Annotated in this window: 11 protein-coding genes and 1 pseudogene; 5 read left to right on the forward strand and 7 right to left on the reverse strand. The window is 54.5% G+C overall.

Features of this window, described 5'->3' with window-relative positions; all coding sequences use genetic code 11:
- Positions 1–981 (reverse strand): annotated as a pseudogene (locus ED901_RS06530) (hypothetical protein); the annotation flags it as partial.
- 296 nt (positions 982–1,277) lie between these two features.
- Positions 1,278–2,447 (reverse strand): serine hydrolase, encoded by a 1,170-nt coding sequence (locus ED901_RS06535; protein WP_056777378.1) that lies wholly within the window; start codon positions 2,445–2,447, stop codon positions 1,278–1,280.
- Positions 2,448–2,908: 461 nt separating this feature from the next.
- On the opposite strand from ED901_RS06535, the gene ED901_RS06545 reads away from it, so the two are divergent.
- Positions 2,909–5,215 carry an FdhF/YdeP family oxidoreductase gene (locus ED901_RS06545; RefSeq protein WP_122095366.1) on the forward strand — a complete coding sequence of 769 codons (2,307 nt, stop codon included), beginning with the start codon at positions 2,909–2,911 and terminating at the stop codon, positions 5,213–5,215.
- Positions 5,216–5,363: 148 nt separating this feature from the next.
- Entirely contained in the window at positions 5,364–7,307 is a 1,944-nt protein-coding gene (locus ED901_RS06550) for an exoribonuclease II (RefSeq protein WP_122095367.1), read from the forward strand.
- Positions 7,308–7,419: 112 nt separating this feature from the next.
- Here the strand turns inward: ED901_RS06550 and araC are convergent, their stop codons facing one another.
- The 4 genes from araC to ED901_RS06570 all read right to left on the reverse strand — a co-directional run bounded on the left by araC (position 7,420) and on the right by ED901_RS06570 (position 12,260).
- On the reverse strand, positions 7,420–8,343 hold the full coding sequence (gene araC / locus ED901_RS06555) for an arabinose operon transcriptional regulator AraC (protein WP_056777252.1): 924 nt from the start codon (positions 8,341–8,343) through the stop codon (positions 7,420–7,422).
- A 176-nt stretch (positions 8,344–8,519) separates the two neighbouring features.
- Positions 8,520–9,524, reverse strand: a complete 1,005-nt coding sequence (gene araH, locus ED901_RS06560; protein WP_056777255.1) for an L-arabinose ABC transporter permease AraH — start codon at positions 9,522–9,524, stop codon at positions 8,520–8,522.
- 17 nt (positions 9,525–9,541) lie between these two features.
- Positions 9,542–11,125, reverse strand: coding sequence for an L-arabinose ABC transporter ATP-binding protein AraG (gene araG, locus ED901_RS06565; protein ID WP_122095368.1), 1,584 nt, complete (start codon positions 11,123–11,125; stop codon positions 9,542–9,544).
- A gap of 148 nt (positions 11,126–11,273) precedes the next feature.
- On the reverse strand, positions 11,274–12,260 hold the full coding sequence (locus ED901_RS06570) for an arabinose ABC transporter substrate-binding protein (RefSeq protein ID WP_056777260.1): 987 nt from the start codon (positions 12,258–12,260) through the stop codon (positions 11,274–11,276).
- 416 nt (positions 12,261–12,676) lie between these two features.
- Here ED901_RS06570 and ED901_RS06575 point away from each other — a divergent pair, with 416 nt between their 5' ends.
- Both ED901_RS06575 and araA read left to right on the forward strand, forming a co-directional pair.
- The gene (locus ED901_RS06575; protein WP_122095369.1) at positions 12,677–14,356 is read left to right on the forward strand and encodes a ribulokinase; all 1,680 of its coding nucleotides are present in this window, start codon (positions 12,677–12,679) and stop codon (positions 14,354–14,356) included.
- A 36-nt stretch (positions 14,357–14,392) separates the two neighbouring features.
- Positions 14,393–15,898: an L-arabinose isomerase gene (gene araA, locus ED901_RS06580; RefSeq protein ID WP_122095370.1), complete on the forward strand. Its 1,506-nt coding sequence runs from the start codon at positions 14,393–14,395 to the stop codon at positions 15,896–15,898.
- A gap of 100 nt (positions 15,899–15,998) precedes the next feature.
- Here the strand turns inward: araA and malI are convergent, their stop codons facing one another.
- Positions 15,999–17,030: a Mal regulon transcriptional regulator MalI gene (gene malI / locus ED901_RS06585; RefSeq protein ID WP_056777268.1), complete on the reverse strand. Its 1,032-nt coding sequence runs from the start codon at positions 17,028–17,030 to the stop codon at positions 15,999–16,001.
- A gap of 256 nt (positions 17,031–17,286) precedes the next feature.
- Between malI and malX the strand changes: the two genes are divergently transcribed.
- The gene (gene malX / locus ED901_RS06590; protein ID WP_056777271.1) at positions 17,287–18,900 is read left to right on the forward strand and encodes a maltose/glucose-specific PTS transporter subunit IIBC; all 1,614 of its coding nucleotides are present in this window, start codon (positions 17,287–17,289) and stop codon (positions 18,898–18,900) included.
- The last annotated feature ends 28 nt before the right edge of the window (positions 18,901–18,928 follow it).

The raw sequence follows: 18,928 nt of genomic DNA on the forward strand, positions 1-18,928 counted from the left end.
ACCGTCAAAGAAGTAATTTTCTACCGTTACGCTGTCTGCGGTGCCGTACGCATGAATGACCAGATTGTTTCCCTCACGGCTGAATCCGCCCACGTCCGCCTTCGCCCCCGTAAAACGCAACGTATCATTACCGGCTTCACTGGATGAGTTATCGTTTATCAGATCCTGACCGTGGCCAACTTTGAACATGAAAGTATCCAGCCCGTTGCCGCCACTGAGATAATCATTTCCGGCACCTCCGTCGATAACATCAGCACCCGCCCAGCCGATCAGCGAGTCATCACCGGCACCGCCGCTGAGAAAATCGTCACCGGATCCGCCGTATAGATAATCATCACCCGCACCGCCGTTCAGCACATCTCGTCCGTACCATCCGTCGATCCGGTCATCCCCCGCTGTAGCGTAGAAAGTGATCCCAGCCGTCGCCAGATCGGACTCCGTCAGCGTGATGTCGTCAAACTCAAAACTGTAGTGACGAAAACCGCTGGTGTCTGATTCGCCGTCAAAGAAGTAATTTTCTATCGTTACGCTGTCTGCGGTGCCGTACGCATGAATGACCAGATTGTTTCCCTCACGGCTGAACCCACCCACGTCCGCCTTCGCCCCCGTAAAACGCAACGTATCATTACCGGCTTCACTGGATAAGTTATCGTTTATCAGATCCTGACCGTGGCCAACTTTGAATATGAAAGTATCCAGCCCGGTGCCGCCACTGAGATAATCATTTCCGGCACCTCCGTCGATAACATCAGCACCCGCCCCGCCGCCGAGCGAGTCATCTCCGGCACCGCCGCTGAGATGATCATCTTCTGTGCCACCCGTAAACGAATCATTACCCGATGTACCGTTATAGGTTATCCCGGTCGCCGTCACAGCGAGCCCGATACTTTCTTTCCCAGGGGAATAATCTGTTGATGTTTCCGCGCTGAATTGACTACCTTCAGCAATGACCAGGTCTGATTTTGTTTTTTCTTCACTCATTATATAACTCCATTTATATATATTTAAAAAAACCATTAGTAATCATGCTAATTTGTTTGATGAATCAATCGAAAGATTTAAAAATAAACATTGATAATTCACCACCCTCATTAATGCATTAATTAAAAATAAAAACGAGCTGAATTTATCGGAGATAATATGAATTACGCCAATCACATTTAAAAACAATAACTCCGTCATATTTTATAAATTATCAATACTTCAAATTTATGGCAAAAAAAAATCCCCGGTCATTTCACCAGGGATTATTAATACTTATTATTAAGGAAGTTATTTTAAATTTTCAGTTTCACATAATCGATCGCCCGGCTGATGATTCCGCCCTCGGCGACATCTTCTAATGCCACCAGCGGCACGGTTTTAATTACTTTGCCGTTATCCACGATATTGATATTGCCCAGCTCCTGCCCTTTTTTCAGCGGTGCTTCAACCTGCGGGTTAGTCAGAACATACTGTGCTTTCAGTTTATCGGCATCCGCCTGCGGTACGCTGATGAATACATCGCTCAGCGACCCGACTTTCACCTGCGAATTCGCACCGTACCAGACATGTTCATCAGAGACAGTCTGACCCGCTTTGAAAATCTGCTTGCTGGTGTATTCGCGGAAGCCCCAGGTCAGCAGTTTACGTGCCTGCTCTTCACGCCCTTTTGAACTTTTCCCGCCCATGACGACGGCAATCAGACGACGGTCACCCTGCGTTGCCGAAGCAATGATGTTGAAACCGGCGCTTTCGGTATGACCGGTTTTCAGGCCGTCTACCTGCAGGTTTTTATCCCACAACAGGCCGTTACGGTTTTGCTGAGTGATGTTGTCATATGTCAGCGATTTCTCGGCATACATCTGATATTCCTCAGGCTCGCCGCCAATGATGGCTCGGGAAAGCTTGGCGAGATCGTATGACGTTGTGAACTGCCCCGGCGCGTCCAGACCGTGCACGGTTTCGAAATGGGTGTTGGTCAGGCCCAGGCTGACGACATATTTGTTCATCATGCCGACAAAACTGTCCTGGCTGCCTGCCACATAGTCAGCCATCGCCACGCAGGCATCGTTACCGGAGGTAATGATGATGCCGCGGATCAAATCGCGTACGGAAACACGGTCGCCCGGTTTGAGGAACATCAGGGAAGAACCATCGAGACTTTTATTACCCGCCACCCAGGCTTCCTGAGGCACGGTCACCACGTCATTCATGGTGATTTTTTTCTGATCCAAAGCACGGTCAATCACGTAACCGGTCATCAGTTTGGTCAGGCTGGCCGGGTTACGGCGATCGTCCGGATTCCCTGCCGCCAGCACATCACCGCTGGCGTAATCCATCAGAACAAACGAGGCGGCATCAATGCTCGGTGGCACAACCGGGAAATCGAGTGGCGCGACAGCGTGGGCGCTGCCCGCAGAGAACATCAACACACAAGACAAAACACTTATTACACTACGTTTCACTGAGTCTTCCTTAAACGTGCCGTATTGACCGGCGCATAAAAATGCACAGGCAATATACAAAAAAATCATAGATTGAGATCTGCGGCATAGGGTGCCTTAAATCGGCGTACAGAAAAACCCTTAGTCTTTTGCTAAGCATTTCATAATGAAACGGTTCAGTTACAAGTTGGATGCTTTTTCAGCAAAACAGTCAGTTGCCCGCGCAATCAGTTTTGATTATCACAACCTGCTGTTTTTTAACCTGATGAAACTGACTTTAAGCCCCCGTCAGAACTGGGAAATGTGGATTTCGCGCCGAACTTTTTGCGCCATAGAGGTTATCTATCACACCATCACGGCATTCGATTAGACGTATTCCCCTCGCCCTCCTAAACTTGTGACATAAAATTAACAATCCGATTAACATTTTGCCGATCCGATTGTTTCCAGACCAGAATAAAAACCACCTGCGAAGCATAATTATGAAATTCAAAACTGAGATCAAACCCTACCACGGCGCGGCCGGTGGCTGGGGTGCATTAGAATCCACCACCCGTTTCGTCTTCGACAGTAAAAAAGTCCTCTCAAACTTACGTAACCTGATGCGTGTTAACAAAGGTCGCGGTTTTGACTGTCCGGGCTGCGCCTGGGGCGATGATAATCACAGTACGTTCAGCTTCTGCGAAAACGGGGCGAAAGCCGTCAGCTGGGAAGCCACCCGTAAAGCCGTCGAACCGGAGTTTTTCGCCCAGCACAGCGTGAGCAAACTGCGTGAGCAGAGCGATTATTTCCTGGAATATCAGGGACGTCTGACCCACCCGATGCGCTACAACCGCACCACCGACCATTACGAACCGATCAGCTGGGATGCTGCCTTTTCGCTGATCGCCAGCCATCTTAAAGGTCTGGAAAGCCCGGATCAGGCCGATTTTTACACCTCCGGACGCGCCAGTAACGAAGCTTCATATCTGTATCAGGTGTTTGGCCGCATGTTCGGCACCAACAACTTCCCTGACTGTTCCAACATGTGCCATGAAGCCAGCGGCGTTGGCCTGAAACAGAGCATCGGCGTCGGTAAGGGCACGGTCCGTCTGGACGACTTTGAAAAAGCCGATGCCATTTTCGTCTTCGGGCAGAATCCGGGGACCAACCATCCGCGTATGCTGCACAGCCTGCGTCACGCAGCCGATCGCGGCGCGAAAGTGGTCAGCTTTAACACCCTGCGCGAACGTGGTCTGGAGCGTTTTGCCGATCCACAAAAACCGCTGGAAGTGGTCACACCGAAAGCCGGTCGCATCAGCTCCGCCTATTACCAGCCAAATCTGGGTGGCGATATGGCGGCAGTACGCGGCATCGTCAAAGCGCTGTTACAAACTCACCGCGAGCGCATTGCCTCCGGCCAGCCGTCCCTGTTCGATGACGCGTTTATTGCGCAAAACAGCGCTGGCGTGGACGAGTATCTGGCAATAGTAGATGCCACCAGCTGGGAAAAAATCACTGAACAGTCTGGCCTGAGCGAGCAGGATCTGCGCGAAGCCGCGGCTATTTATATGCACGCCGAACGCGTGATCTGTACCTGGGCGATGGGCATTACTCAGCACAAACATTCCGTGCCGACCGTACGTGAAATCACCAACCTGCAACTGCTGTTTGGTCAGTTGGGTAAACCGGGCGCGGGGCTTTGTCCGGTGCGTGGCCACAGTAATGTGCAGGGTAACCGCACCATGGGTATCGACGAAAAAGCGCCGAAAGCCCTGCTGGATGCGATGGAAAAACATTACCATTTCACCCCACCGCGAACTCCGGGCCACAACACCGTAGAAGCGCTGGAAGCGATGCTGCGTAAAGAAGCGAAAGTGCTGATCTGCCTTGGCGGTAATCTCGCGGCGGCGGCACCGGATACGCCGCGTACCCTTCAGGCGCTGAGCAATCTTGAACTGTCGGTGCAGATCAGTACCAAACTGAATCGCAGCCACCTGACGCCGGGTCACGAAGCGTTGATCCTGCCAACGCTGGGTCGTACCGAGCTGGACATGCAGGCCACCGGTTCGCAGTTCATCACCGTCGAAGACTCTTTCAGCATGGTGCATGCGTCCGAAGGTGTGGGTATTCCGTTATCCAAAGAACAGCGTTCCGAAACGGCCATTGTCTGCGGTATCGCCGATGCGGTTCTCGGCGACAAATACCTCGACTGGATGGCGCTGGCGGATGATTACAATCTGATCCGCGATCACATCGAAGCGACCATTCCTGGCTTTAAAGACTTTAATGCGCGCTGCGACATTAAAGGCGGGTTCTATCTGGGCAATGCGGCGGCAGAACTGAATTTCAACACCCTGAGCGGCAAGGCGAATTTCAGCGCCGCGCCGTTGCCTGATGTGCTGATCCCAATGGGCGATCGCAATGCGCCGTTCACGCTGCAGACCCTGCGTTCCCATGACCAGTACAACACCACGATTTACGGCCTTGATGACCGTTACCGTGGCGTTTACGGCCAGCGTGAAGTGCTGTTTATTCACCCGCAGGATCTGGCCGATTTAGGGCTGAAAGACGGTGAACTGGTGGAAATCGAAACGCTGTGGAACGATGGCGTTGAGCGCAAAGTCAGCGGTTTCAAACTGGTGAGCTACGACATTCCGCGCGGCAATCTGGCGGCCTATTATCCGGAAACCAACCCGCTGGTGCCGATGTCGAGTTTTGGCGATCAGACCCACACCCCGACCTCAAAAGCGGTGCCGGTGACAATCCGTCGCTGTGAACAAACCGTCGATCTGCAACGTATCGCCTGATCCCTTTTGCGGGGTGTGCCGTAAATCCTCCCTTTCGCGTCGGCGTTATGAGGCGAAAGGGGGGATAAGAGCTTGCCCGACGGTGCCAGATCGCGTAAAACTGTCTGCCGCTAATCGAGCCACATTAACCCCCAATTCTCTGGACGATATGTTTCAAGATAACCCGCTGCTCGCGCAGCTAAAACAGCAACTTCACTCTCAGACTCCACGTGTCGAAGGCATTGTGAAAGGCACTGAGAAAGGCTTTGGCTTTCTTGAAGTAGACGGCCAAAAAAGCTATTTCATTCCGCCTCCGTACATGAAAAAAGTCATGCACGGTGACCGCGTGATCGCCTCACTGCAAACCGAAAAAGAGCGTGAAGTCGTCCAGCCGGAAACCCTGGTTGAACCTTTCCTCAGCCGTTTTGTGGGTCGTGTGACCAAAAAAGACGACCGTCTTACTATTCTTCCCGATCACCCTTTATTACGTGATTCCATTCAGTGCCGCGTTGCCCGTAACATCAATCATGAAGTGAGCGACGGCGACTGGTGTGTGGCTGAAATGCGCCGCCACCCGCTGAAAGAAGGTGATCACAGCTTCCAGGCTGAAATCACCGAGTGGATCACCACCGGCACTGACGATCTCGCGCCGTGGTGGGTGACACTGGCACGTCATAATCTTGAACGCGAGGCACCAAAATCTGACATCGCCGAATTGCGCGACGAAGGCCTGACCCGCGAAGATCTGACTGCCCTGCCGTTTGTCACCATCGACAGCGGCAGCACGCAGGACATGGATGACGCGCTGTATGTCAAAGACAACGGCGACGGCACCCTGCAAATGACCATCGCGATTGCTGACCCGACAGCTTATGTAGCAGAAGGCAGCGATCTCGACAATATTGCTAAAAAACGCGCATTCACCAACTATCTGCCGGGCTTTAACATCCCGATGCTGCCGCGTGAATTGTCCGACGACATCTGCTCACTGTGGCCGGATGTCAGCCGTCCGGTTCTGGCGTGCTCTGTGACGCTCAGCGCCGATGGCACCCTGGGCAGTGACATTCGTTTCTTCGCCGCGACCATCGAGTCCAAAGCCAAGCTGGCTTACGATAACGTGTCTGACTGGCTGGAAACCGATGAGAAAAGCGAATGGCAGCCGGCCAGTGAGGTGATCGCCTCGCAGATCCGCCTGCTGAAACGCGTCTGTGACGTGCGCAGCGCATGGCGTACTGAGCACGCGCTGGTGTTTAAAGATCGTCCTGATTACCGCTTCGTGCTGGGTGAGAAAGGCAACGTGCTGGAAATCGTCGCCGAGCATCGCCGTATCGCTAACCGCATCGTGGAAGAATCGATGATTGCCGCCAACGTCTGCGCCGCCATCGCCCTGCGCGACAGCCTCGGTTTTGGCGTTTACAACGTGCACACCGGTTTTGATCCGCTGCTGGTTGAGAACGCGGTCACCGTGTTGCAGGCCAATGACGTGCAAGCCAACGCCGAAGAGATGCTGACACTGCCGGGCTTCTGCGCCTTGCGCCGTAAGCTTGATGCCTTGCCAACGCAGTTCCTCGACAGCCGCATTCGTCGTTTCCAGACCTTTGCAGAAATCAGTACCACGCCGGGGCCGCACTTTGGTCTGGGTCTGGAAGCTTACGCCACCTGGACGTCACCTATCCGTAAATACGGCGATATGGTGAACCACCGCTTGCTGAAAGCGATGATCCTGCAACAGTCTGCTGAGAAACCTCAGGATGAGATGACCGTACAACTGGCAGAGCGCCGTCGTGCGAACCGCATGGCTGAGCGTGATGTCGGTGACTGGCTGTACGCCCGTTATCTGGAAGATAAAGTCGGTACTGAGGTGAAGTTCAGCGCTGAAATTATCGATGTGACCCGCGGCGGCCTGCGTATCCGTCTGCAAGATATCGGCGCCGTGGCGTTCATTCCTGCTCCGTTCCTGCACAGCGTGCGCGACGAGCTGGTGTGCAGCGCTGACACCGGCACCGTGCTGATTAAAGGCGAAGTGGCCTACCGCCAGAGTGACATCATTGATGTGACGATTGCGGAAGTGCGCATGGAAAACCGAAATGTGATCGCCCGACCTGCGGCGTAACTTTCGTCAGTACGTAAAAAAGAGAAAAGCCGGTTTTTATACCGGCTTTTTTTTGTCTGCTCTCTCAACGTTCGTCTGAATTTTGCTCATCACTGTTCAGGCTGTGAGAGGCTCAGAAGTGATAGGCCACCGCATTATCCGCCTGCGCCCGGTAAGGCTTTGCGGGGTAATTGATCTCTACGCTGCGGCGGCGGAAATCACTCGGGCTGACCCCCACCCGCTTGCGAAATACCCTTGAGAAGTACAGCTGATCGTCATATCCCACCACGCGCCCGATGGTCGCAATCGACTCCTGCGTCGTCTGCAACAGCAGTTTGGCGCGGATCACCCGCTGATCTTCCCGCCAGCGCAGAATGTTAATCCCCACCTGCTCGCGGAACAGATGCGCCAGCCGCGATGGCGACAGGCAGACATGGCGGGCGACTTCATCAATGCGCAGCTCACCGGCGAGATTACCGGTAATAAACTGACAGGCTTCGATAACGCGTGGATCCATGATTTTTTGCGGGCTCTGCGGGTCTTCTTCCATTGCACGCAGCAACAGACGTTCCAGCAGGTTCATGCCCAGTTCTTCGCAAAAACGGCGGCCTGATTTTTGCGTCTGTTCGATGTTAGCGAACAGCCGGTCGAATTCCAGCAACAGGGTGTTATTCGGCAAAGAGAGACGCCCGACGTCGCGGGTTTTGGTGTGCCATTCCAGCCAGTCGGCCCAGTAGGCGCGCGGGCGGAAATAGACCCAGCGGTGATACCAGGAGTCTGCGTTAGCCGAGCGGCTGTAAAGATGGCGCGCTTTCGGCGGGAACAGCAACAGATCGCCGGGGTTGCAATAAAAGGTGTCCTCGCCGTCAAAGACTTTCCCCTGGCCTTTTACCGTCAGGTTGAGAATAAAGCCTTTCATGCCGCCGGGGCGGTCAATGGCGAAATCCAGCGGGCCATCAGCAAGGATCGGTGTCATTCCGGCGACCAGATAAGCATTAAAACTGTAACCCGGTAACAGCGGATTTTGCTGCTGATCCTGAATCATGCGGTGATACATCGAACCTCCTGAACATCACGTGGCTATGGATTTTTCATCTATTCTAATCGGCGGTGAAAACGCTGCCAGTAAAGGTTATCAATTTGTGAACAACCACGCGTTTTTACGGCACTTAACCCCTGAAAGCGTCAAATTCCGTGAAAAAAGCGCGGTGAAAGCGTTATCACAAAACCGGTTTACAGGGTCTTTTTAGCTTTCTGCTTGTAGCGGTCGAAGATCACCGCCGCCAGCAGGATCAAGCCACGCACCACGTACTGAGAGAACGGGGAAATGTTCAGCAGGTTCATGGCATTTTCAACCGTACCGAGGATCAGGATCCCGGATACCACGTAGGAAATCTTGCCAATACCGCCCTTCAGGGAAACGCCACCCAGCACACAGGCAGAGATGACGATCAGCTCAAAGCCCAGCGATGTCATTGGCTGGCCACTGGTCATACGCGACGCCAGAATGATCCCCGCTGCTGCCGACACCAGCCCGGACAACATGAAAATGATGATTTTGGTACGCACCACCGGCACACCGGCCAGACGCGCCGCGTCCTCATTACCGCCAATCGCCAGCGTGTTACGCCCGAAAGTGGTTTTGTTGAGCAGCAGCCCGAAGATAATCAGGCAGCCGACGGTCAGCCAGATCGGTGCAGGCAGCCCGAACCAGTTGGCATAACCGAGGGCGAAGAAACGCTCATCTTCGATACCGACCGCTTTACCGTCGGAAATGATATACGCCAGACCGCGCACAATCTGCATGGTTGCCAGCGTGGTGATCAGCGCATTGATTTTCAGCCGGGCGATCACGAAACCGTTAAGTAAACCGGTCAGCATCCCCAGCACCAGCCCCGCACCGACGCCAATCCACAGGCTTTCGGTGAGGTTAATCACCACCGCCGTGGTAACACCCGCGCAGGCAATGACCGATGCTACGGACAAATCGAAATCACCGGAGGCCAGACAGAACAACATGCCGCAGGCGACCATCCCGGACATTGAAATCGCCAGCCCCAGACCTTTCATGTTGATGAAAGAACTGAAGTTTGGCACGAAAATGGTACAGGCGATGAACAGCACGGCGAACACCACTAACATGCCGTAACTGTCCCAGATACGCATCAGGCCCTGGCCGCCGCGTGAAGCCGCTGAGGGTTGATCCGGTTTGGCGGAATTGGTTGTCATACTCGACATAATATTTTGCTCCTCGGTCAGGCTGCGTCAGGGGCAGAAGTCAGGTCTGGCGTTCGCAACATCGCGAGCCCCAGCGCTTTTTCTTCGGTGGCTTCGTCATGGGACAGTTCGCCGGAGATGGCGCCTTCGCGCATCACCACAATTCTGTCGGCCAGACCCAGCACTTCCGGTAAATCACTGGACGCAAACAGCACCGCAATGCCTTGTTTTGCCAGAGAATAAATCACGTTATAGATTTCATGTTTCGCGCCGACGTCAATGCCGCGCGTCGGTTCATCCAGCAAAATCACTTTCATGTCTTCCGACAACCAGCGGCCAAGAATGGCTTTTTGCTGATTACCGCCGGACAAATTCATGATCAGCTGCTGATCGCTCGGGGTTTTAATATTCAGCGCTTCGATATGCTTGCGCGCATTTTTCGCTTCCCAGGCGTTGTTGATCAGGCACCCTGCTTTCACCGTTTTACGGCGGGCACTGATGTTGATGTTGTCGCGCACCGAGTGAACCGGAATGATGCCGTCAGCCTTGCGGTCTTCCGGGCAAAGCATGATGCCCTGACGAATGGCATCCGCCGGTTTACGGATGTTCATCACCGCGCCATCCAGCCTCAGTGTGCCGCCGGTTATGCGCGTGCCGCCGAATAATCCTTTCATCAGCTCGCTGCGCCCAGCCCCGACCAGCCCGAACAGACCGACAATTTCCCCCTGACGCACCGTCAGGCTGACCGGCGTTCTCACGCCCGGCGCTTTGACTTCATCCAGTTCGAGGCGGATTTCGCCATGCGGACGCGGTGCGTAACCGTATATATCATCCAGATTACGGCCCACCATCGCCTGCACCAGTTTGCTGTTATCGACCTGCGTCATGTCGTCGAAGGTACGCACATAGCGGCCATCCTTGAACACCGTGACAGCGTCACTTAACGCGAAGATTTCTTCCATACGGTGGGAGACATACAAAATCACGCGCCCTTCGGCACGCAACTCACGGATAACCCTGAACAATTGTTCGATTTCACGGGCAGAGAGCGAACTGGTTGGCTCGTCAAAGGCAATGATTTTGGCGTTACGCGCCAGGGCTTTGGCGATCTCCACCATCTGCCACTGACCGATGGAGAGATACTTGAGCGGCGTATCCGGGTTGATGTCCAGCCCGAGGTGTTCGAGCTGAATTTTGGCTTCATAGCGCAGCAGTTTACGGTTCACAAAACCGTGTTTGCTCGGCAATTGTCCGAGGTAAATGTTTTCTGCCACCGTCATTTCCGGCACCAGATGTAATTCCTGATAAATAATCGCCACGCCCGCATCAAGTGCGTCAGTGGTTTTATTAAAACTGACCGGCTGGCCTTTAATGTGAATAACGCCCTGCGACGGCTGATAATTACCGCTGAGGATTTTTAACAGCGTCGATTTACCTGCGCCATTTTCGCCCATCAGTGCGTGAATTTGCCCGGCATAACAATTGAAAGAAATTCCGTCCAGCGCTTTCACGCCCGGAAAAGTTTTGCCAATGTCATGGAATTCCAGATACGGCTTGGCCGCATCAAACTCCGTCAGCGACGGTTTCAGCAAAGGCGTCTTGGTTGAAGATTGCTGAGTCATAGTGGCTACCTGGAAATTAAGTGAAGTTGAATGCACGCCACTGCACAGCAGAAAACAGTACGTAACCTTTTATAAATAACTTATAAAAAAAACTGTCGTCCGTTATGCAGCAGCGTTATCTGATGCTCTTTTCAAATGATTTCGGAAATTACATGAGCCCTTTTTTCTTCAATTCTTCTTTGAAGTTGTCGCGGGTGATTAACACAACGTCAGTCACTTCGGTGAATTTCGGTGGTTCAACGCCTTTGGTCACCCATTCGTTCAGCATTTGGATACTTTTGTAACCGTGGATATCCGGGCTGGGTAACAGGGAACCGTAGAAGCCGGTTTGCGCGCTTTTCGACAGCTCATTCACCGCATCCACACCGTTGATACCGATGCCGATCACGTTAGCCGCTTTAAAGCCCTGACCTTCCGTTGCACGCACGCCACCGAGCACGGTGTTGTCGTTCATGCCGATGATCAGCCAGTTTTTCACTTCAGGATGCTGCACCAGCAGTGAGTTACCGGCATCCAGTGCGCCAGGGATATCGTTAGATTTGGTTGGTACTTTGTAGATTTGTTTTTCCGGGAAACCGGCCGCTTTCAGCGCGTCCATTGAACCGGAAGTACGACGACGTGCGGTGTCCAGCTCATCGGCGGTGATGGCCATGACGCCTGTCTCAGCCGGTTTCCAGCCACGTTTTTGCATCTCTTTATACAGTTCCTGCCCCTGACGCTCGCCGATTTTGGTCGCGGCCATCATCACTAACGGCACTTCTTCCATTGGCTTGCCTTTGGCATTCACGAACTGGTCATCCACCTGGATCACTTTCATGTCATAGCTGCGCGCTTTCGCCATGATGGCAGGCCCGAGACGGGGATCCGGCGTACAGATGACAAAACCTTTCGCGCCGTTCGCCGCCAGACTGTCAATCGCATTCAACGTTTTTTCACCATCCGGCACGGCGATTTTAATGACCTCGAAGTTCAGGTCTTTACCGGCTTTATCGGCGAAGCGCCATTCAGTCTGGAACCAGGGTTCTTCAGGCTGTTTAACCAGGAAACCCAGCTTCGGATTTTCTGCTGCCATAGCTGAATGTGACATAACGGCTGCTAACCCTACCGCCGCTAATGCCTTAGTGAATTTATGCATGATGTTCTCCGACTTTTATTGTTGTTTTTCACAATTGCGCTCTGAAATCTGGTGGTTTGCCGCCATCGTGAAAACGTTATCAGTAGCGTAAGGAAACAAAGTGAGGATGCGCCGAAGTCCTGTGTATAGCGGATTTACGTCACACTCTCTTGTAAGACGGGTTAAGTTTTAGCGGTAATTTTGCAGCGGAATGTAGAGCGCTATCACACGCCGGGAAAACAGCAGGAATGTGCATAGATATAGCGATTTTAGCCAAACGCTAACATTTGACCAACCTCACAGAAACATCATTGGGAGCAGATTTGTGCATACTTCCAGCTAACGCCTCCTCACTCCCTTTTTGACATCCTCCTACTGTTAGAGCAATTCGATTCGCCGCCGTAATGACTACGGCAAACCTGAAGGAGTGAGAAAGAATGACGCAAGGTGCGATTGCTCTTGGTCTGGATTTTGGCAGCGATTCTGTCCGTGCACTGGCCGTAGATTGTCAGACGGGTGCTGAGATAGAAACGGATGTCGTGTATTACCCGCGCTGGAATGAAGGCCGTTACTGTGATGCGGCTAAAAATCAGTTCCGCCATCACCCGCTCGACTATATAGAAGCGATGGAGCAGGCGATAAAAAACGTGGTGACCCGCCTGGGCCATGAGCGCGCCGCCCGCGTGGTCGGTATCGGGGTCGATTCCACCGGCTCAACCCCCGCGCCTGTCGATCATCAGGGCAACATTCTGGCGCTGAACCCGGAATTTGCCGAAAACCCGAACGCCATGTTCGTGCTGTGGAAAGATCACACGGCAATAGAAGAAGCCGAAGAGATCAACCGTCTGTGCCGCAGCGGCGATTTCCCTGATTACTCCCGCTACATCGGCGGCGTCTACTCCTCCGAATGGTTCTGGGCGAAAATCCTGCACGTTTCCCGCGCTGACGCCGCGGTGAAAGAAGCCGCCGCGTCGTGGGTTGAACTGTGCGACTGGGTGCCCGCCCTGCTTTCCGGCACCACCGCGCCGGACAAAGTGGTACGCGGGCGTTGCAGCGCCGGGCACAAAATGCTCTGGCATCCGTCGTGGGGCGGCCTGCCACCGAAAGATTTCTTCGCCGCCCTTGATCCGTTGCTGGTCGAAAACCTGCCGTATCCGCTGTTTACCGATACCGTCACCGCCGAACAGGCCGTCGGTACACTTACCCCTGAATGGGCAGAACGTCTCGGTTTACCGGCAAGCGTGGTGCTTTCGGGCGGCGCATTCGACTGCCATATGGGCGCCGTCGGTGCGGGCGCACAGCCGTATACGCTGGTGAAAGTCATCGGCACGTCCACCTGCGACATTCTGATCGCCGATAAAGCCCGCGTTAACGATCGTGCCATTGCCGGGATTTGTGGTCAGGTCGAAGGCAGCGTGGTGCCGGACATGATCGGGATGGAAGCCGGGCAGTCTGCCTTTGGCGACATGTACGCCTGGTTCAGCCGTCTGCTGAGCTGGCCGCTGATTCAGGCGGCAAAAACCCATCCTGAACTGCAAACGCAGTTAGCCGGATTACAAAAAAATCTCCTGTCAGATCTCACCGCCGCCTGGGCCGCCAATCCGAAACTGGATCACCTGCCGCTGGTGCTCGACTGGTTCAACGGCCGCCGTACGCCGTTTGCCAACCAGCGCCTGAAAGGCGTGATTACCGATATCAATTTAGGTACCGAAGCGCCGGAACTGTTCGGGGGCTTTATCGCCGCCACCGCCTTTGGCGCACGCGCCATCATGGAGTGTTTCGAACAGCAGGATATTCCGGTGGAAAACGTCCTGACCCTCGGCGGCATTGCGCGTAAATCGCCGGTCATCATGCAGGTGTGCGCCGACGCCATGAACCGCCCGCTGCAAATTGTCGCTTCAGATCAGTGCTGTGCGCTGGGTGCGGCGATCTTTGCCGCCGTCGCCGCCGGTGAATTCAGCGACGTGCCTGCCGCGCAGGAAAAAATGGCCTGCAGCATCGAACGCACGCTGCTGCCGGATCCGCAGCGCGTCGAGCAATATCAGCGCCTGTACGAACGTTATCAGCAATGGTGTGTCACGACTGAACCGCTGTTCGCAGCGAAGACGACGCATTAATTCCTCTTTCTCATATCCGATATTCAGGAGTAACAAATGGACGCGTTTAAACATCTCGAAGTGTGGTTCGCTATCGGCAGTCAGCATCTGTACGGGCCGGAAACGTTACGTCAGGTCAAAGAGAATGCCGAAAAAGTGGTGAACGGCCTGAACACGGAAGCCGGTTTGCCGATTAAGCTGGTGCTCAAACCCCTGGTAACCACGCCGGACGAAATCACCGCCCTGTGCCGCGAAGCCAACTACCACAACCCGTGCGTGGGGATCATCACCTGGCTGCACACCTTCTCGCCGGCCAAAATGTGGATCGCCGGCCTGAGCATCCTGCACAAGCCGCTGTTACAGTTCCATACGCAGTTCAACGCCGAAGTGCCGTGGGACACCATGGACATGGACTTTATGAACCTGAACCAGACTGCGCACGGTGGCCGTGAATTTGGCTTCATCGGTGCCCGTATGCGTCAGCAGCATTCCGTGGTGGCCGGGCACTGGCAGGACGGCGAATCTCATCGCCGCATCGCCCAATGGATGCGCGTATCGGCGGCGAAAAATGAAAGTCAGCACCTGAAAGTGGCACGTTTTGGCGACAACATGCGTGAAGTGGCAGTGACCGAAGGCGATAAAGTGGCCGCACAGATCCAGTTTGGCTACACCGTCAGCGCGTACGGTATCGGCGATCTGGTGAGTGTGATCAACGAAGTCAGCAAAGGTGACGTGGATACGCTGGTGGAAGAGTACGAAGCCACGTACCGTCTCACCGATACGGTCAAAGTCAACGGCGAACGCCGTGAAAACCTGCTGGACGCCGCGAAGATCGAACTGGGCATGACCCGTTTCCTCGAACAAGGCAAATTTGGTGCCTTCACCACTAACTTCGAAGATCTGCACGGCATGAAACAACTGCCGGGGCTGGCAGTACAGCGTCTGATGCAAAAAGGCTACGGCTTTGGCGGCGAAGGCGACTGGAAAACGTCTGCCCTGCTGCGCATCATGAAAGTGATGGCCAGCGGCCTGAAAGGCGGCACGTCGTTTATGGAAGATTACACCTACCACTTCAAACCGGGGAACGATCTGGTGGTGGGCTCGCACATGCTGGAAGTGTGCCCGTCGATTGCCAAAGAAGAAAAACCGTTGCTGGATGCGCAGTTTCTCGGCATAGGCGGCAAAGCCGATCCGGCGCGTCTGATCTTCTCCACCCCGGCAGGTCCGGCGGTGAACGCCAGCGTCATCGACATGGGCGACCGCTTCCGTCTGCTGGTCAATCTGGTGGATACCGTCGAACAGCCTCATCCGCTGCCAAAACTGCCGGTCGCCCGCGCTATCTGGAAAGCCCAGCCATCACTGGCTACCGCAGCAGAAGCCTGGATCCTCGGCGGCGGCGCCCACCACACGGTATTCTCGCAGGCACTGGATATCGACGCGCTGCGTCTTTATGCCGAGCTTTCCGGGATTGAGTTGCTGGTGATAGATAACGACACGACCCTGGCAGACTTCAAAAACCAGATCCGCTGGAATGAGGTGTATTACAAGCTGTGCAGCCGTTAATCACGCAGGCCGTCGCCACGGCGGCCATGTGAATCACGCTGAGTCATCATGAGATTTCACAGCGGCGCGCAGAGTCTGTTGTGCCGCTGTGAAATCCGCCTTACGCCGATTCCCTCTCCACCAGCCCCGGTGCGACGATAATATTTTGCGCCTCCAGATTTTGTCCCCCAATCCTCAGCATTAACCGGCGCGCCGCCGAATAACCAATTTCCCTGGCCGAGTTGACGATTGACGTCAGCGGAGGCTCGGTCAGCGCGGATTCCGGCGCATCCTCCATGCCGATCAGCGCGACTTTTTGCTGGAAGAAGTTATCGACAGCGCCACCGCCGACCTGGGTGCCGGTACGCATCACACCAAAATAGGCACCGAGCGCAACGGAGGCTTTATGGCAGACGATGGCGCTGATTTTCGGGTAACGGGATAACAAGGCTTCTGCTGCATCGGCGGCGCATTTCTGCTGATAATCACACTCGATGATCCACTCACTGCGAAACGGCAGGCCGTATTGCAACAGCGTGGCGCAGAACCCACCCAGCCGCTCGGCGCGGGTAAGCGAATTGCTCAGGCCGCCAAGATACGCGATCTGTTTATGCCCGCGTTTGATCAGATATTCGGTGGCCATTTTCGCGGCCAGCATGTTGTCCGGGCGCACCACATCCACCCCTTCGATCCCGCCGGAGCGTGCCGCGCAGATCAGCGGAACCCCATGTTCTTCCGCTTTTTCTTTCAGCCCGGCAATCGAATTCACCCCACCGGCGATAACGATGCCGTCAACGCCGTGCGTCAGTAAGGTATCAAAACAGCGCTCAAGGCCCTTGCCGGTTGAGCCGCTTTGCAGCAGAAACAGCACTTTGCCCTGCGCCTCAAACATCTCACTCAACCCGGCGGTCATTTCGGCATAAAAAGGCTCGCAGATATCGCGAACAATCAGCCCGACCACGCCGGATTCGCCGCCGCGCAGCGTACTGGCCTGACGGTTGCGCACAAACCCCAGTTCATCGACCGCACGGTTTACACGCTCGGAGGTGGTCTGTGAAATTCGTCCTTTGCCGCTCAGCACCAGTGACACCGTGGTGACGGAAACTCCCGCGTGCTGCGCGACGTCAATAATCGTGATTTTTTTATGATTCATTGGACGTCATCGTTCATTTCAAACTCCATAAAACGGGATCCTTTCCCGCCCGCATTATTTACAACATTAAAAAATAAGCGTGGTCAGACAGTTATACCTAATTCACCGGATTGAGTAAAACGTTAAACCTGCCACCAGACCCCGCACAGAGGGAATGATCGAATATTGTGATTCACGCCACGTATTATTTAGGTAAAACGTTTTATCTTTAGCGCCGTCAACACACAGCTAACACCAACACTTACAGGGAGCAGCTATGCCTGCCAGTAAAAAACAAAAAATTACGCTTTGGGAATTCTTCCAGAGTCTGGGTAAAACCTTCATGCTGCCGGTGGCTCTGCTGTCGTTTTGCGGCATCATGCTGGGCATCGGCAGCTCGTTAAGCAGCCACGATGTGGTGACCCTGCTTCCCGCACTGGGCAATCCCATCCTCCAGCTGATTTTCGTCTGGATGAGCAAAGTCGGTTCCTTCGCGTTCAGCTTCCTGCCGGTGATGTTCGCTATCGCTATCCCGCTGGGCATGGCGCGTGAGAACAAAGGCGTCGCGGCGTTTTCCGGCTTCGTCGGCTTCGCGGTGCTGAATCTGGCGATTAACTTCTACCTGACCGCCAACGGCACGCTGCCGACCGTGGATCCTGCGGTACTGAAAGCCAACAACATCCAGATGATCCTCGGTATTCAGTCTATCGACACCGGTATTCTGGGCGCGGTGATCGTCGGTATCATCGTGTACATGCTGCATGAACGCTACAACACAATCCGCCTGCCGGATGCACTGGCCTTCTTCGGCGGCACCCGTTTCGTGCCTATCGTCACCACCGTGGTGCTCGGTTTAGTCGGTCTGCTGATCCCACTTATCTGGCCGTTCTTCGCCGCTGGCATCAACGGTCTGGGCCGTCTGATTCAGGGCGCGGGCGTGTTCGGGCCGATGATTTTTGGTTCCGGCGAACGTCTGCTGCTGCCTTTCGGTCTGCACCATATTCTGGTGGCACTGATCCGCTTCACCGAAGCCGGCGGTACGCTGGATGTCTGTGGCCGTGAAGTGAGCGGCGCGCTGACCATCTTCCAGGCGCAGCTTTCCTGCCCGACCACGCACGGTTTCTCTGAGAGTGCCACACAGTTCCTGTCTCAGGGCAAAATGCCTGCCTTCCTCGGCGGCCTGCCGGGCGCGGCGCTGGCGATGTACCACTGCGCGAAACCTGAAAACCGTCATAAAATTAAAGGCCTGCTGATTTCCGGCGTGGTGGCATGCGTGGTGGGCGGCACCACAGAACCGATCGAATTCCTGTTCCTGTTCGTGGCGCCAGTGCTGTATGTGATCCACGCCATTCTGACCGGTCTGGGCTTCACCATTATGTCGGTTCTGGGCGTCACCATCGGCAATACCGACGGTAACATCATCGATTTCGTGGTCTTCGGCATCCTGCACGGCACGGCGACCAAATGGTATCTGGTACCCGTTGTGGCGGCCATCTGGTTTGCGGCTTACTATGCCATCTTCCGCTTCTCCATCATGCGCTTTAATATCAAAACGCCGGGTCGCGAATCGGAAAGCATGCCTGACGCAGCGCCAGTGCCTTCTTCCAGCAAATCCGGCTACAACGTTCCGGCTATTCTCAGCGCGCTGGGCGGTGCTGAAAATATCGTCTCTCTGGACAACTGTATCACCCGCCTGCGCCTTTCCGTCTCGGATATGTCACGGGTGGATGACGCAACACTGAAAGCTAACCGTGCCATTGGCGTGGTTCATCTCAACGACCACAATTTGCAGGTCGTGATCGGGCCGCAGGTACAGTCGGTGAAAGATGAACTGGATTATCTGATCCGCGAAGCGGCCAGCCATTCCGCTCCGCAAGGGGTGACGGCGTAAGCACTGAATCCGCAGGGCGACCTTGTGT

Origin of the sequence: Rahnella sp. Larv3_ips (genome assembly GCF_003697865.1) — a bacterium.
Classification (GTDB): Bacteria; Pseudomonadota; Gammaproteobacteria; order Enterobacterales; family Enterobacteriaceae; genus Rahnella; species Rahnella rivi.

Coding starts and splice junctions, on each gene's coding strand:
- ED901_RS06545 (WP_122095366.1), top strand. CDS start 2,909: ATGAAATTCAAAACTGAGATCAAACCCTACCACGGCGCGGCCGGTGGC.
- ED901_RS06550 (WP_122095367.1), top strand. CDS start 5,364: ATGTTTCAAGATAACCCGCTGCTCGCGCAGCTAAAACAGCAACTTCAC.
- araC (WP_056777252.1), bottom strand. CDS start 8,343: ATGTATCACCGCATGATTCAGGATCAGCAGCAAAATCCGCTGTTACCG.
- araH (WP_056777255.1), bottom strand. CDS start 9,524: ATGTCGAGTATGACAACCAATTCCGCCAAACCGGATCAACCCTCAGCG.
- araG (WP_122095368.1), bottom strand. CDS start 11,125: ATGACTCAGCAATCTTCAACCAAGACGCCTTTGCTGAAACCGTCGCTG.
- ED901_RS06570 (WP_056777260.1), bottom strand. CDS start 12,260: ATGCATAAATTCACTAAGGCATTAGCGGCGGTAGGGTTAGCAGCCGTT.
- ED901_RS06575 (WP_122095369.1), top strand. CDS start 12,677: ATGACGCAAGGTGCGATTGCTCTTGGTCTGGATTTTGGCAGCGATTCT.
- araA (WP_122095370.1), top strand. CDS start 14,393: ATGGACGCGTTTAAACATCTCGAAGTGTGGTTCGCTATCGGCAGTCAG.
- malI (WP_056777268.1), bottom strand. CDS start 17,030: ATGAATCATAAAAAAATCACGATTATTGACGTCGCGCAGCACGCGGGA.
- malX (WP_056777271.1), top strand. CDS start 17,287: ATGCCTGCCAGTAAAAAACAAAAAATTACGCTTTGGGAATTCTTCCAG.